16 protein-coding genes are annotated in these 12456 nt (G+C 55.4%); 8 read left to right on the top strand and 8 right to left on the bottom strand.

The window, feature by feature from the left end; genetic code table 11:
• Window positions 1–125: 125 nt before the first annotated feature.
• Entirely contained in the window at window positions 126–998 is an 873-nt protein-coding gene (locus HALO_RS07740) for a LysR family transcriptional regulator (protein ID WP_231896822.1), read from the top strand.
• Window positions 999–1005: 7 nt separating this feature from the next.
• Here HALO_RS07740 and HALO_RS07745 read toward each other — a convergent pair whose 3' ends face one another.
• Window positions 1006–1920, bottom strand: a complete 915-nt coding sequence (locus HALO_RS07745; protein ID WP_035584456.1) for a LysR family transcriptional regulator — start codon at window positions 1918–1920, stop codon at window positions 1006–1008.
• A gap of 106 nt (window positions 1921–2026) precedes the next feature.
• Here HALO_RS07745 and trpB point away from each other — a divergent pair, with 106 nt between their 5' ends.
• From trpB to HALO_RS07765, 4 genes are all read left to right on the top strand, one after another.
• Complete coding sequence (trpB, locus tag HALO_RS07750; protein WP_050713283.1) at window positions 2027–3256, top strand: tryptophan synthase subunit beta; 1230 nt, start codon at window positions 2027–2029, stop codon at window positions 3254–3256.
• Between the two features lie 44 nt (window positions 3257–3300).
• A complete protein-coding gene (gene trpA, locus HALO_RS07755; protein ID WP_050714138.1) occupies window positions 3301–4140 on the top strand; it encodes a tryptophan synthase subunit alpha in 840 nt (279 codons plus the stop codon).
• Between the two features lie 170 nt (window positions 4141–4310).
• On the top strand, window positions 4311–4931 hold the full coding sequence (locus HALO_RS07760) for a LysE family translocator (RefSeq protein ID WP_035584450.1): 621 nt from the start codon (window positions 4311–4313) through the stop codon (window positions 4929–4931).
• A 59-nt stretch (window positions 4932–4990) separates the two neighbouring features.
• A complete protein-coding gene (locus HALO_RS07765) occupies window positions 4991–5782 on the top strand; it encodes a carbon-nitrogen hydrolase family protein (RefSeq protein ID WP_050713284.1) in 792 nt (263 codons plus the stop codon).
• A gap of 10 nt (window positions 5783–5792) precedes the next feature.
• Here HALO_RS07765 and HALO_RS07770 read toward each other — a convergent pair whose 3' ends face one another.
• Both HALO_RS07770 and HALO_RS07775 read right to left on the bottom strand, forming a co-directional pair.
• The gene (locus tag HALO_RS07770; RefSeq protein ID WP_035584443.1) at window positions 5793–6140 is read right to left on the bottom strand and encodes an antibiotic biosynthesis monooxygenase family protein; all 348 of its coding nucleotides are present in this window, start codon (window positions 6138–6140) and stop codon (window positions 5793–5795) included.
• A complete protein-coding gene (locus tag HALO_RS07775) occupies window positions 6137–6484 on the bottom strand; it encodes an NIPSNAP family protein (RefSeq protein ID WP_035584440.1) in 348 nt (115 codons plus the stop codon). The genes HALO_RS07770 and HALO_RS07775 overlap by 4 nt, the downstream gene beginning before the upstream one ends.
• A 74-nt stretch (window positions 6485–6558) precedes the next feature.
• On the opposite strand from HALO_RS07775, the gene HALO_RS07780 reads away from it, so the two are divergent.
• The 3 genes from HALO_RS07780 to HALO_RS07790 are packed head-to-tail and all read left to right on the top strand — an operon-like array spanning window position 6559 to window position 8032.
• Window positions 6559–7284, top strand: coding sequence for an ArsR/SmtB family transcription factor (locus tag HALO_RS07780; protein WP_035584438.1), 726 nt, complete (start codon window positions 6559–6561; stop codon window positions 7282–7284).
• 24 nt (window positions 7285–7308) lie between these two features.
• Window positions 7309–7629: a hypothetical protein gene (locus HALO_RS07785; protein WP_035584434.1), complete on the top strand. Its 321-nt coding sequence runs from the start codon at window positions 7309–7311 to the stop codon at window positions 7627–7629.
• A 43-nt stretch (window positions 7630–7672) separates the two neighbouring features.
• Window positions 7673–8032 (top strand): VOC family protein, encoded by a 360-nt coding sequence (locus HALO_RS07790; RefSeq protein ID WP_035584432.1) that lies wholly within the window; start codon window positions 7673–7675, stop codon window positions 8030–8032.
• A gap of 13 nt (window positions 8033–8045) precedes the next feature.
• On the opposite strand, the gene HALO_RS07795 is transcribed toward HALO_RS07790, so the two are convergent.
• The 5 genes from HALO_RS07795 to HALO_RS07815 all read right to left on the bottom strand — a co-directional run bounded on the left by HALO_RS07795 (window position 8046) and on the right by HALO_RS07815 (window position 12440).
• Window positions 8046–8660, bottom strand: coding sequence for a LysE family translocator (locus HALO_RS07795; RefSeq protein ID WP_035584429.1), 615 nt, complete (start codon window positions 8658–8660; stop codon window positions 8046–8048).
• Between the two features lie 37 nt (window positions 8661–8697).
• Complete coding sequence (locus HALO_RS07800; RefSeq protein ID WP_035584426.1) at window positions 8698–9528, bottom strand: helix-turn-helix transcriptional regulator; 831 nt, start codon at window positions 9526–9528, stop codon at window positions 8698–8700.
• Between the two features lie 102 nt (window positions 9529–9630).
• Window positions 9631–10404 carry an ABC transporter permease gene (locus tag HALO_RS07805; protein ID WP_197671984.1) on the bottom strand — a complete coding sequence of 258 codons (774 nt, stop codon included), beginning with the start codon at window positions 10402–10404 and terminating at the stop codon, window positions 9631–9633.
• Between the two features lie 11 nt (window positions 10405–10415).
• A complete protein-coding gene (locus HALO_RS07810) occupies window positions 10416–11315 on the bottom strand; it encodes an ABC transporter permease (protein ID WP_231896823.1) in 900 nt (299 codons plus the stop codon).
• A 69-nt stretch (window positions 11316–11384) separates the two neighbouring features.
• The gene (locus tag HALO_RS07815; protein WP_231896824.1) at window positions 11385–12440 is read right to left on the bottom strand and encodes an ABC transporter substrate-binding protein; all 1056 of its coding nucleotides are present in this window, start codon (window positions 12438–12440) and stop codon (window positions 11385–11387) included.
• Between the last annotated feature and the right edge of the window lie 16 nt (window positions 12441–12456).

The raw sequence follows: 12456 nt of genomic DNA on the forward strand, positions 1-12456 counted from the left end.
GCTCCTACAGGCGAATTTACTTAGTGGATACGCTAGAGATTGTGGGCAAGAATAAGCTATCAATGAAATTAATAGTTTTATGACCTACTATATAAAATATGGATACTAAAAGGCTGGATCTTAATTTGTTGGCGACCTTAGAGGCTTTGCTTGAAGAGCAAAATGTCACGAGAGCCGCCGCACGCCTGCATCTTAGTCAGCCTGCCGTCAGCGCTCAGCTGAGCCGCCTTAGAGATATGTTCAACGACCCGCTGCTAATCCCGGCTCACCGAGGGATGATGCCTACCGCCAAAGCGTTGGAGTTACTTACCCCACTACGTATTGCACTGGATCAGGTGCGAGAGACGCTGATAACGCACCAGCACTTTGAACCTGCCCAAGCGTCGCTGACCATTACGATTGCATGCACCGATTACCTTCAAGCGGTCATTGGTTTGGCGGTCATGAACGAATTAAGGCGTCAAGCACCTGGCATTAGAATCGCCATACGTAGTCTGGAGCCACCCAGGCTGGAAGCTCAAATGGCACGGGGTGAAGTGGATCTTGCACTCATGACACCCGAAGAGGCGCCCAAGGTTTTACGAATCAGGCCGCTGTATGATGAGAACTATGTGCTGGTTGGGTGCTGGAATCACTCACAGCTGAGTGAAGAAATGACGATTGAAGAGTATGTCCAGCTTGAGCACGTAATCGTTTCGCTCAGCGGAGGCGATTTTTCCACTCAGGTGGATCAGGTCTTACAAACATTGGGCTATAGACGCAATGTTGTTCTGTCGACATCTTCATTCCTGTTCGTCCTTGAGATTGTTGCTCACTCACGTTTTGTAGCACTGGTGCCGCGGCGTTTAGTTGCCCAGCGTTCCGACCTTAAAATTGTTGAATCCCCCATTAAATCACTGGGATTCAAAGTCGGTATGGTGTGGCATGAGCGCAATCATGGTCATAGTGCGCATCGTTGGGTGCGTGAGCAAATATCACGTATCCTTTGCGCGAAATAAACGTTGATCAAGCCGTCATATTAGCAGCGTCCAGCCCCAACTCCCGCTTAAGCCACTCTGCCAGTGGCTCGCTTCGGCGCCTATCGGCTTGGCTGGGCAACCACAGGCAGAGGCGAGCAGGGGTTTGGATACTTCCCCAAGGGGCCACCAGCCTGCCACTCCTCAGGTCGTCTTCCACCAATAGCCTCGGCGCGATGGCGATACCCAGGCCTGCCACTGCCGCTTCCATCAAGTAGTAAAGGTGATCGAACCTCTGGCCTCTGCTTAGCGCCGCCTCAAGCTCTGCCAGCTCCAGCCCTTTGGCAGTGGCCCACTGCGGCCACGCCTGGGGGCGGGAAGATGTATACAAGAGCTTATTGGCAAGTAGAGATCCGGGCTTTGTTGCATCGCACTGGGCCGCCAGCTGCGGGCTTGCCACCGCACATATCTGCTCTTCCATCAGCTCGAACACCTCAACACCTGTGGGCCAGGGCGGCTCGGCAAATGCCAGGGTGGCGCTGGCATCCGTTTGCGTGCCCGGCTGCTCGCTTTCACTCACCACTACCTGCAGCTTCAGTTGGGGCAGCTCGCGGTGCAGGCGATCCAGGCGGGGAATTAGCCAGCGCGCCAGCAGGCTGCCAGGGCAGGCCAGGGTGAAGGGCGCCTCTTCGACATCACGCTTGAGCGATGCGCAACTATCTTTCAAGCGTGAGAACGCTTCACCCACACCACTCTGCAGCCGCTCGCCGTGTGGTGTCAGCACAATGCCACGGCCCGCTTTGGTAAAAAGCGCCACGCCAAAATGGTCATCCAAGCTCTTCAACTGGCGGCTAACAGCGCCGTGGGTAACGCTTAGCTCCTCGGCAGCGGCAGTCACACTACCCAACCGGGCGGTGGCTTCAAAGGCGCGCAAGGCGCTAAGCGGTGGCATGCTGTTTTGCATTAATACGTGACTCCAGCTCACATGTTGATGACATCTTATCGATTTTTATCCCGGCCTGCTTGCGCTACTTTCATTGCATTGTTTGATAACGCATTCAGAGGTCGTGATGAATCAACCTGTAGACGTATCCCAGAGCCTGCCCGATGCCAACGGTTTGTTTGGCAACTTTGGCGGCCGCTTTGTCGCCGAAACCCTGATGCCGCTGATTCTTGAGCTGCAAGACGAATACACCACCGCCAAGAACGACCCGGAATTTCAGCGTCAGTTAGCCTACTTTCAGGGCGATTACGTGGGACGGCCAAGCCCGCTCTACTTCGCTGAACGGCTGACCGAGCACTTTGGCGGGGCGAGCATTTATCTCAAACGCGAAGAGCTGAACCACACCGGCGCGCACAAGATCAACAACTGCATCGGTCAGGTGTTGTTGGCCAAGCAGATGGGCAAAAAGCGCATCATCGCGGAAACCGGTGCGGGCATGCACGGAGTTGCCACCGCTACCGTTGCGGCGCGCTTTGGTTTGCCCTGTGTCATCTATATGGGCACCACCGACATCGAACGCCAGCAGACCAACGTGTTTCGCATGAAGCTACTGGGCGCAGAAATCGTTCCAGTCACTTCCGGCACCGGCACGCTCAAAGACGCCATGAACGAAGCGCTGCGCGACTGGGTCACCAACGTTGATGACACCTTCTACATTATTGGCACCGTGGCTGGGCCGCACCCGTACCCCGCCATGGTGAGAGACTTCCAGGCCGTGATCGGTCATGAAACCCGTGCGCAAATGCTGGAAAAGAAAGGGCGCCTGCCGGATTCGCTGGTGGCCTGCGTGGGCGGCGGCTCTAACGCTATTGGGCTGTTTTACCCGTTCCTCGACGACCCAGACGTGAAGATGATTGGCGTGGAAGCGGGCGGAAAGGGTGTTAAAAGCGGCTTGCACGCGGCCAGCCTGAACGGCGGCMCCCCCGGCGTGCTGCACGGCAACCGCACCTATCTGCTGCAAAACGAGGACGGCCAGATTATCGACGCTCACTCAATTTCCGCCGGGCTGGACTATCCCGGAATCGGGCCAGAGCACGCATGGTTGCACGAACAGGGGCGGGTTGAGTACGTCTCTGCCACTGACGACGAAGCGCTGGAAGCCTTCCAGATCTGCTGCTGCCAGGAGGGCATTATTCCTGCTCTGGAGACCGCCCATGCCCTGGCCGAAGTGGGCAAGCGTGCCCCAAGCCTACCCCGCGAGCACTTGATGGTGGTCAACCTCAGCGGCCGTGGTGACAAAGACATGATGAGCGTGGCCCATCACTTGGGCGATAAATTCGGAGTGAAAAGTTTATGAGCGCGATACAGGACAACGCAATGAACGATGTTATGAATCAGGCCATGAAAAACACGTCTCGTCTTGAAAGCTGCTTTGCCGTACTCAAGCAGCAAAACCGCCCGGCGCTGGTCAGCTATCTCACCGCTGGCGATCCGGATGCCGAGACCTCCCGCCGCCTGTTGCACGGGTTGCCAAAAGCGGGGGTGGATATCATCGAACTCGGCATGCCGTTCAGCGACCCCATGGCCGATGGCCCCGCCATCCAGAAAGCCGCGCTGCGTGCCTTGAATAATGGCCAGACCCAAGTCAAAACGCTGGAAATGGTGCGCCGCTTCCGTGAAGAAGACAGCACCACGCCCATTGTGCTGATGGGCTACTACAACCCCATTTACTGCTACGGCGTCGAGCGTTTCTTGACCGATGCCGCCAAGGCCGGAGTAGACGGCCTAATCGTGGTAGACATGCCGCCCGAGCACGACGAAGAGCTCTGCCAGCCAGCGGCGCAACACGGCATTGATTTTATTCGCCTGGCCACGCCGACCACCGATGCCAAACGCCTGCCCAAGGTGCTGGCGAACGCCTCCGGGTTTATCTACTACGTTTCCGTGGCGGGTGTCACCGGAGGCAGTGCTCCCMCCCCAGAACGGTTGGAAGGCGCAGTAGCCGAGCTTCGTGAACATACTGAACTGCCCATCGCAGTTGGTTTTGGCATCCGTACAGCCGAACAAGCGGCCATGATGGGCCGCTTCAGCGATGCAGTCGTCGTCGGTTCTGCACTCGTTGACTGTATCGAAAATGCCAACACGCCTGATGAAGCTGTGGAGCGTGTGCATGGCCTGGTAAGTGAACTGGCGGAAAGCGTCAGGGCTTGCCGGGAGGTGGTTGAGCCGCAAGTTTGCTGATCAGGGTATACGTCCCTTGCTTACCGATTAACGCTGCTGTTTGGAAATGTATCGCCTCTGTTGGGTATCAAAGATTGAGCCAAGCCTTCGTGAACAGCTAATCTAAGCAATTGGGCATACAGTCTAATGCTAATGAAGGGCTTTGCTGCGAGCCTAGAGAGGCGATTTTCATGAACCTGACCACGCTACTGCTGTTTATTCCGGCCTGCTTCGCTCTCAATATGGCGCCAGGGCCTAACAATCTGCTGTCACTGACCAATGCCAAGCGCTATGGCGTTAGGGCCGCTTGTCTAGCAGGTATTGGGCGGTTGGCAGCCTTTGTTGGCATGATTACGCTGGCTGCTACCGGTTTGGCTACGCTGCTTTACACCTCTGAAAAGATTTTCCTGGTCATCAAGGTAGTGGGTGGCCTCTATCTGTTATGGCTGGCGTATCAATTATGGGGTGCCGACAGCGCTGAAAACGATGACGGAGACACCCAGCCCAAGAGCCTGTTTGAGCTGGCGCGACAAGAGTTTCTGCTTGCCGCCGGTAACCCAAAAGCCATCCTGATTTTTACTGCATTCCTGCCGCAGTTTGTGGAGCCCAGCGGCAATGTAGGGCAGCAATTTATAGTGCTAGGTGCGCTGTTTTTGCTGCTGGAATGGGTAGCGATTGCCGGTTACGCCTATGCAGGCAGCTTTTTAAGCCACTGGTTTTCACGCCCCGCCATGCGGCGTTTATTCAACCGCGGCTGCGCAGGCTTATTAGCCAGCGCAGGGGTAGGGTTATTATTGTCTAAAAAAGAGTGATAACGCTTTTGCGCTCGGGGATGAAGTGAACAAAATATTTGTATGCGAGGCGTGTTGAAATGAAACCCAGAGGCACACGCGGCACCACTATCGCACTCGCTCAACTACCCGTAGTAAAAGGTGCAGTGGCCGAGAACCTTGAAATGCACCTTGCCTATATTCAGGACGCCGCCGAGCGAGGGGCTGATCTAGTGGTGTTCCCTGAGCTTTCTCTGACTGGCTATGAGCTTGAGCTACTAGAACAGCTAGCGCTGCCGAAAGATTCAGCGGTGTTCGACACACTTTCCACAGCCGCCGTTGCCCATAATATCGTCGTGATAGCAGGCTGTCCGCTCGTTAGTGAAGGCAAAAAACCGCAGATAGGGGCGGTTATCTGCTTCCCCAACTGCGAGCGAGCATTCTACGCAAAGCAGTACCTGCACGAAGGGGAAGCGGKTTACTGTTCGACTGGCAACGAAAGTTATCTATGTACGGTTAACGGTACTCGAATAGCCTTGGCCATCTGTGCAGACTTCGCCAATCCCTCCCATGCAGAAGCAGCCGTCGCCCAGCAAGCGGATGTGTATATCGCCAGCGCGCTGATATCTGAAGCAGGGTACGAGGTCGATGCGCAGCTACTTGCCTCTATGGCGAAACGCCACCAGATCCCGGTGCTACTTGCTAACCACATCTCCAACACAGGTGGCTGGCAAACCTGCGGTAAAAGCGGCGGCTGGAATGCGGATGGTGAACTCGCGATCACGGCTGATGGCACTGAAGCCTGCATTGTAATTTGCGCTATAAACGGAGGCGCACTCGACGCCTCGCTAGTGACCAATTTACCTATCGAAGACAGCTGCCCATTGGGCTAGCCCGCCCGCTCTATGATGGGTGCGCGTCAAGCGAATCCGCCGGTGCCTCGCGGCGGTCATTCATTCCGTAGTCCCGGATGACGGAAGCGACGCGGAGTCGGTAGTCGGCAAAGATATCCTGCCGGCCTGCTTTCTGGACGGAGCGGTGAGGTCCGAACGTTCGCCACTGCGTCACGGCTTCTTCGTCCCGCCAGAAGGAGAGCGACAGGATCTTTCCAGGATGTGTGAGGCTCTCGAAGCGCTCAATCGATATAAAACCGTCGATATCTTCTAAATGTTGACGCAGTGCGCTGGCAGCGTCCAGGTAGTCCTGTTTTCGATCCGAATGCGGTAGCACTTCAAATATCACGGCGATCATAAAACACTCCAAGGATAGATAGATTCAACGCCCAGTGTGCCGTCCACCACCTCAACGAAACTGCGCTCCTCCTTGAGAATAAACTTCTTCTCTTGAGCCATGATGAAGTTCTCATGCCCGCCTTCGTCAGACTTTAGCCGGGCGCGGTAGGCCTCATAGGTAGCCAGGCTATCGAATGCGATTAGCCCCCAGGCAATATTATTAGTGCCCTCGTAGGGAAGAAAATAACCGATAAGGTGGCCACCGCACCGGGGGATGATTTGCCCCCAGTTCTCGGCGTACGCCTTGAAGGTGTCGTGTTGGAAGGGATCGATCTCGTAGCGGATAAAGCAGGTAATGCTCATGGGGGCTCTCCTTTGAACGGTAGCTAGGACGATACCGCGTTGTCGGCCCCAGGTGGTTCGACTAGAATCGAACCATGAGTGAAGGCCCTAACATTGTGCGCGTTGCAGCGCTTATCGGTGATAACGCCCGGGCGGAGGTCCTCTCCGCCCTGATGTCTGGTCGTGCGCTGACGGCGACCGAACTGGCGGACACGGCCGGAGTTACCAAGCAGACCATCAGTTTTCACCTTGGCAAGCTGCTAGACGCAGGGCTGATCACGGTTGAGCAGCAGGGCCGACACCGCTACTTCAGACTGGCGGGGCCGGATATTGCTAACCTCCTGGAGACACTGATGGGCCTCGCTGTCCACAGTGAGGGGAGCCGCCTTTTTACCGGGCCACGCGATCCCGCCCTGCGCAAGGCCCGTATCTGTTACGACCATCTTGCCGGGGAGTTGGGTGTTTCAGTGTATGAACATATGCTGCGAACGAACATCCTTCATCAACACCCGGGAGGGCTACAGCTCACTGAGCAGGGAAGGGTGTGGTTTAATCAATTTGGCATCGATACAGACGCGCTTGCTTCTTCAAAACGCTCATTTTGTAGGGAGTGTCTCGACTGGAGCGAGCGCAGGCATCATCTAGCGGGCGCGCTTGGCAGTGCGCTGCTTACCCGAATTCAGGAGCTTGGTTGGGCAAAGCGAGAAAAAAATTCTCGCGTTATCGTATTCAGCGCCCAAGGGGAGAAGTTGCTTTGGGCAATGCTCGAACCGCAGAGTGCGCCACCGGTTTCAGCCCAACAAGCCGCTGTCATCTTTTAAGATTCTATAAAACTGAGAGAAATAATGGGAAAGCTCTTTTCACTGGTTGTATTGTTAGCGCTTGGCTATGCCGGTATCTACTTCTATTACGGCGTTGTCGTTGAGCGGGAAGTTCAGCAGCAGCTGGATGACCGCGGCCTCTCTGCCGTCAGCGTGGATAACATTGAGTATGGGGTGCTGGCGCCTATTAACACGATCGCGGATCTCGAAGTAACCGTCACTTATCGCGGCTCTCAAGCGACGCTGGATTTGATAGTCAAGGGTCATCCCTTATTCTCTGACGAGGTAAGTGTCGAGTTCGATGGGCTGCAAGCTCTGCGCTTAGGCATCGGCTTCGGCCAATAGATAACGCCTCTGTCGTCTGAAAAAAACAACTAAGGAGCAGGCTATGAACCAGCATGAAAAGCTCAACTACGCCGAGTTTGCCGCGAAAGATTTAGCTGCAACAAAAGCGTTTTTCTCGGCGGCGTTTGGTTGGGAGTTTGTCGATTACGGCCCTGAATACACCGCGTTTTCCAACCAAGGGCTGGATGGCGGCTTCTACCAAGCGGATGCCTGTAACCAAACCTCAAGCGGTGGCGCACTGCTGGTTTTCTACAGCGCTGACATTGACGCAACGCTTAACAAGGTTGAGAAGAGCGGAGGCGAAATCATTCGGCCCATTTTTGAGTTTCCCGGCGGCTGCCGTTTTCACTTTCAGGAGCCCAGTGGCAACGAGTTTGCGGTCTGGTCGGAGTTGCGCCCCTAATCAAACAGTCAGGTTAGAGAGCCATAGATGTGAGCGGCACCCACACATGCTCATAGCCAATCGATAACGCCACGGCTATCAGCAACCCTGCCATCACCCAATTGAAGCGCTTAACGATGTTGGCGTTTCCAATACGCTGGCCCACTAAACTGCCGATCACGATATAACTGCCAGGCGCGCCAGCGGCCAACATCGCCAGCCCTAACGCCCAAACCACTAAGCTAATCCCCTCAATACCCGCCGCAGGAAACTGCAGTGTGGCAATGGGCAGGGTGGCCAAAATGGCTTTGGGATTAAGCAACTGCATGACCAGCCCATCACGATAACTGACTAGCCGAGGGGCGTTGTCTGGCTCGCTTATATCAACACTTGAACGGGCAATCTTGCTCGCGAGATAAACAATATAGCCGCAGCCCAAGGCACTCACCATAATGAGTGCTTCATCATCGATCCATGCAGCACCCGCCCAACCTAATACTAATAAGTACGCCAGCATCGCAGTACCCACGCCAAGGCAAAACCCAACCGACTGCCTGGCTTGCCCATTGATGCCAATATTCAAGCCAAGCAGATTCACAGGCCCAGGCGAATACATAGCGCCTAGGGCATAGGCGACAATTCCTAACATGATGAAATCTCTATTTAGGTGTTTAGGTGTTTAGGTGTTAGAGCGCAATATCACGCTGGTACTGGTGGGGCGTCATGCCATAAATGCGCTTAAAGCGGCGATTGAAATGGCTGAGATCGGCAAACCCATAGCGCAAAGCGACCTCCGTTAGGGAAGCGCCTAGGTCTAGCGCCGAACGGGCCGCATTGATTCGGCAATTAATCACATATTGATGCGGCGTGATGCCGTAATGCTGACGAAACAAGCGTAAGAAGTGGTACTTGGAGATATGCGCCGCTTGGCTGATGTCATCCAGGGAGATATCCGTATCCAAGTGGGCGTGAATATACTCTTTTGCCAGGCCCAGCAGCGCATCGGGGCGGGTGAGCACCTGGTTGGGCTGAGAAATCCCGCCGAGTTGCACGGTTCGCTCGATTACCTGATAAAGCGCATTCTCCTGATCGATACAGCTACCAGAGTGAGAAGTGACTAAGCGCGCCAGTTCCAAAATGGCATTGCGTAGCCGAATGTCCTGAATAAGCGTGTTATGTGAACGAAAGTCAGCTATGTGCTCATGTCCCAGGGCATCAGCAAACAGAGGCTTAACCTGCTCGGGGTGCGCATACACCATCAGGTAATCCAGCGCGTGCTCTCCGCCCGGTTGGCCGTCGTGAACTTCCTCTGGATTGAACAAAATAACGTTGCCCGGCGGGCTACGATGAAACTGCCCGCCGCTGAAGAAATCCTGACGTCCCGCCAGCGTTACGCCGAAGGCATACTCCTCGTGGGCATGGCGGTCGTAGCTGAAATCTTCAATGGCCGCATGAAGCACCGTCAGCGTTGGCACGTGCTGGCTCTTGATGAATTGAAATCGGCTCGCGTTACTCATGCCGCCCCTCCTGATTAGTCACACTACAAGCTTATGCCAGCACTGCCCCCTAATGCTTGTACATAATTGCTAATCAGCAGCGACAACGAACGGGATAGCGTTTTACATCGGTGCCTGCTTACGTGCCAGCACCAGCAGTAATACAAGCGCGAAGGAAGCGGCTGTCAGCAAGGTGCTGATGGCGGCAATGGTCGGGTCGATCTCGTCGCGCAGCGCAGTGAACATGCGTACGGTCAGGGGTTGGTTCTGGCCACCCGAAATGAAGAGCGCCACCATGGTTTCGTCCAGGGCCTGGATGAACGCAAAGATCGCCCCGGTTACCACACTCGGCATGATCTGCGGCAGGGTGACGCTCATGAAGCTACGGAAACGATTCATACCCAGGCTTCTAGCGACCATCTCCTGGGTCTGATCGAAACCGTGCAGGCCTGCGGTTACCGCGGTGATCACATAGGGCAGCGCCAGCATCACGTCCGCCATGATCAAGCCGGGAATGGTGTAAAGCATTCCCGACAGGGCATAAATGAAGAACACCCCGGTGGCGACAATGATGATCGGCACGATCAAGGGCAAAAGAAGTACGATCTTCAGATAGCGCATAAGCCAGTGTGTCGAACTATTGATGGCATAAGCCGCCGCCACGCCGATCGGTGTCGCGATCAATGCCGTGGAGAACGCCACGATCAGGCTGGTTTTTGCGGCAGACATCCACCCGGGATTATTGAAGAAGGTGTCATACCAGCGAAATGAGAAACTGTTGGGCGGAAAGGAGAGGAAACGGCTGTCCGAGAACGACATGGGCACAACGATTAGCAGTGGCAGGATCAAGAAGATCAGCACCACGACCACATAGCCAATAAAACTTATTCGACACAAGGATAATTTATTCATTTGGCACCCAGTATCTTCTCAAGGGGAACGAGGCGGCTCACCACATAGAAAATGACCAGCACACAGAGCAGCAGCACGACACTAACCGCACTGGCGGCTCCCCAGTCGCTGTACAGTTGGATGTTGCGACTGACCAGCATGGATGCCATGACCGTGCGTCCTCCCCCTACCAGTTCCGGGGKGATATAGAAGCCGAGACACAGTACAAACACCAGGGTCATGCCCGCCAACACGCCGCTGAGCGAAAGAGGGAAGAACACGCGCCTGAAAACGTGCAAGGGGGTGCCACCCAGGCTCGCGCCAGCCTGTATTAAGTCGTTGGGAATTTTCTGCATGGTGGCGTAAAGCGGCAAGACCATAAACGGCAGCAGGATATGTACTGTGGCGATGATTGTGCCCAGCTCGTTATGCACCAGCGCCAGCGGTGCATCAATAAGGCCGACGCCCATCAGCGATTCATTCACCACCCCTGAGCGTTGTAGCAGAATCAGCCAGGCGTAGGCTCGCACCAGAACGCTGGTCCAGAATGGCAGAATCACCAGCGCCAGCACCACCATCGACCAGCGCCTAGGCAATATAGAAGCGGCATAGGCGATGGGGTAGCCCATCAATAGGGCCAGTAGCGTAACGATAAAGCTGATGCGAAACGTGACCCAGAAGGTATTCCAGTAGATGCCTTCGGTAAGGATTCGTTGGTAGTGCTCCAGCGTGAAGCCATCGGCATAGAAGGACTGGCCGATCAACCAACCGAGCGGAATGAGCAGCAGCACAAACACAACGAGCACGGCGGGCGACATCAACAGCAGCATGAGCGCATGTTCGCGGCGCCGATGGCCCCGTGRCGCATCCTGGTGGCTAACGTGAGGATAATGATGGTTGATGGCGGTCGCTTTCAAAGGATGTCTCCTATCGGGAAATCGACAAGCGTTGCCGTAMCCCGCAGGAGGGGCACGGCAACGATGCACTTATCGTTGCATAAACTCCAGCCAACGACGCTCCGCTTCTTCACCCGCTGAGGAGGCCCACCACTCGTACGACATCAACACCTGGCGCTCGGCGTTTTCAGGGAAGCTTGGTAGCTCCTGGGCACGCTCATCGGGAATCTTGCCAGTGTCGAAGGCGGCCGGATTGCCGGGGCCGTAGTCAATATGTAGCGGCAGGTTAGCTTGATACTCAGGGTSGATAGCCGCGTTGATGAATTCGACGGCCGTTTCCTGATTKGTCGCACCTTCAATAATGCACAGATGCGTGTTTTGCAACACACCATCGTTATAGGTGAACTCAGCGCTGGCGCCTTCATTGATGATCGCGCTGACACGTCCATTCCACATCATCAGCATGTCCACCTCGCCATCGTAGAGCAGCTGCGCCGACTGACCGCCAGATGTCCACCAGGTGGTGATATGCGGTTTGATTTCTTCAAGCTTGGCGAAAGCCCGGTCAACATCCAACGGATAAAGCTCTTCCCGCGCCACCCCATCGGCCATTAAAGCAGCTTCAAGTGTGCCCAGGGGGTGGTTGCGAAGGGCACGATTGCCGGGATACTCCTCCACATTCCAGAAGTCCTCCCAGCTTTGGGGCGGATTACCATCGAAGGCTTCGGGGTTGTAGGCCAGTACGCTGGAATAAAACTCATAGGCCACGGAGTAGGGTGTTTTGTACGCCTCGGGCATTGAGTCGGCGTTGGGAATCTGGCTGAAATCGAGTTCCGCAATCAGCCCTTGGTTGCCGCCCCGCACACAGTTCAATGGTGGCGTATCGACCACGTCCCATACCGCCTGGCCGGTGGTGCCTTGCGTCTTAATCATCGGCCAAGCGTCGGGGGCGCTCTCCTGGCGAATGGTGATGCCGAGCGCTTCGGCAACTGGGTCGAGTATGGCAACCGTCTGTGCTTCCTGATAAGCGCCMCCCTGAGAGACGAAGGTAATTTCGCCATCTGCCAGGCTTTGCCCGGCTCCAAGCGCACCCACGACCATTACCGAGGAACCAAGCAAGTATTTGAAGCAGTTAGTATCTTTCATCTTGCGACCTCCAACT

The organism is Halomonas sp. R57-5 (assembly GCF_900070345.1).
GTDB lineage: Bacteria > Pseudomonadota > Gammaproteobacteria > Pseudomonadales > Halomonadaceae > Vreelandella > Vreelandella ventosae_B.

Coding starts and splice junctions, on each gene's coding strand:
- HALO_RS07775 (WP_035584440.1), bottom strand. CDS start 6,484: ATGAGCATTACCTGCTTTATCCGCTACGAGATCGATCCCTTCCAACAC.
- HALO_RS07770 (WP_035584443.1), bottom strand. CDS start 6,140: ATGATCGCCGTGATATTTGAAGTGCTACCGCATTCGGATCGAAAACAG.
- HALO_RS07800 (WP_035584426.1), bottom strand. CDS start 9,528: ATGAGTAACGCGAGCCGATTTCAATTCATCAAGAGCCAGCACGTGCCA.
- HALO_RS07780 (WP_035584438.1), top strand. CDS start 6,559: ATGAGTGAAGGCCCTAACATTGTGCGCGTTGCAGCGCTTATCGGTGAT.
- HALO_RS07790 (WP_035584432.1), top strand. CDS start 7,673: ATGAACCAGCATGAAAAGCTCAACTACGCCGAGTTTGCCGCGAAAGAT.
- HALO_RS07745 (WP_035584456.1), bottom strand. CDS start 1,920: ATGCAAAACAGCATGCCACCGCTTAGCGCCTTGCGCGCCTTTGAAGCC.
- HALO_RS07785 (WP_035584434.1), top strand. CDS start 7,309: ATGGGAAAGCTCTTTTCACTGGTTGTATTGTTAGCGCTTGGCTATGCC.
- HALO_RS07795 (WP_035584429.1), bottom strand. CDS start 8,660: ATGTTAGGAATTGTCGCCTATGCCCTAGGCGCTATGTATTCGCCTGGG.
- HALO_RS07760 (WP_035584450.1), top strand. CDS start 4,311: ATGAACCTGACCACGCTACTGCTGTTTATTCCGGCCTGCTTCGCTCTC.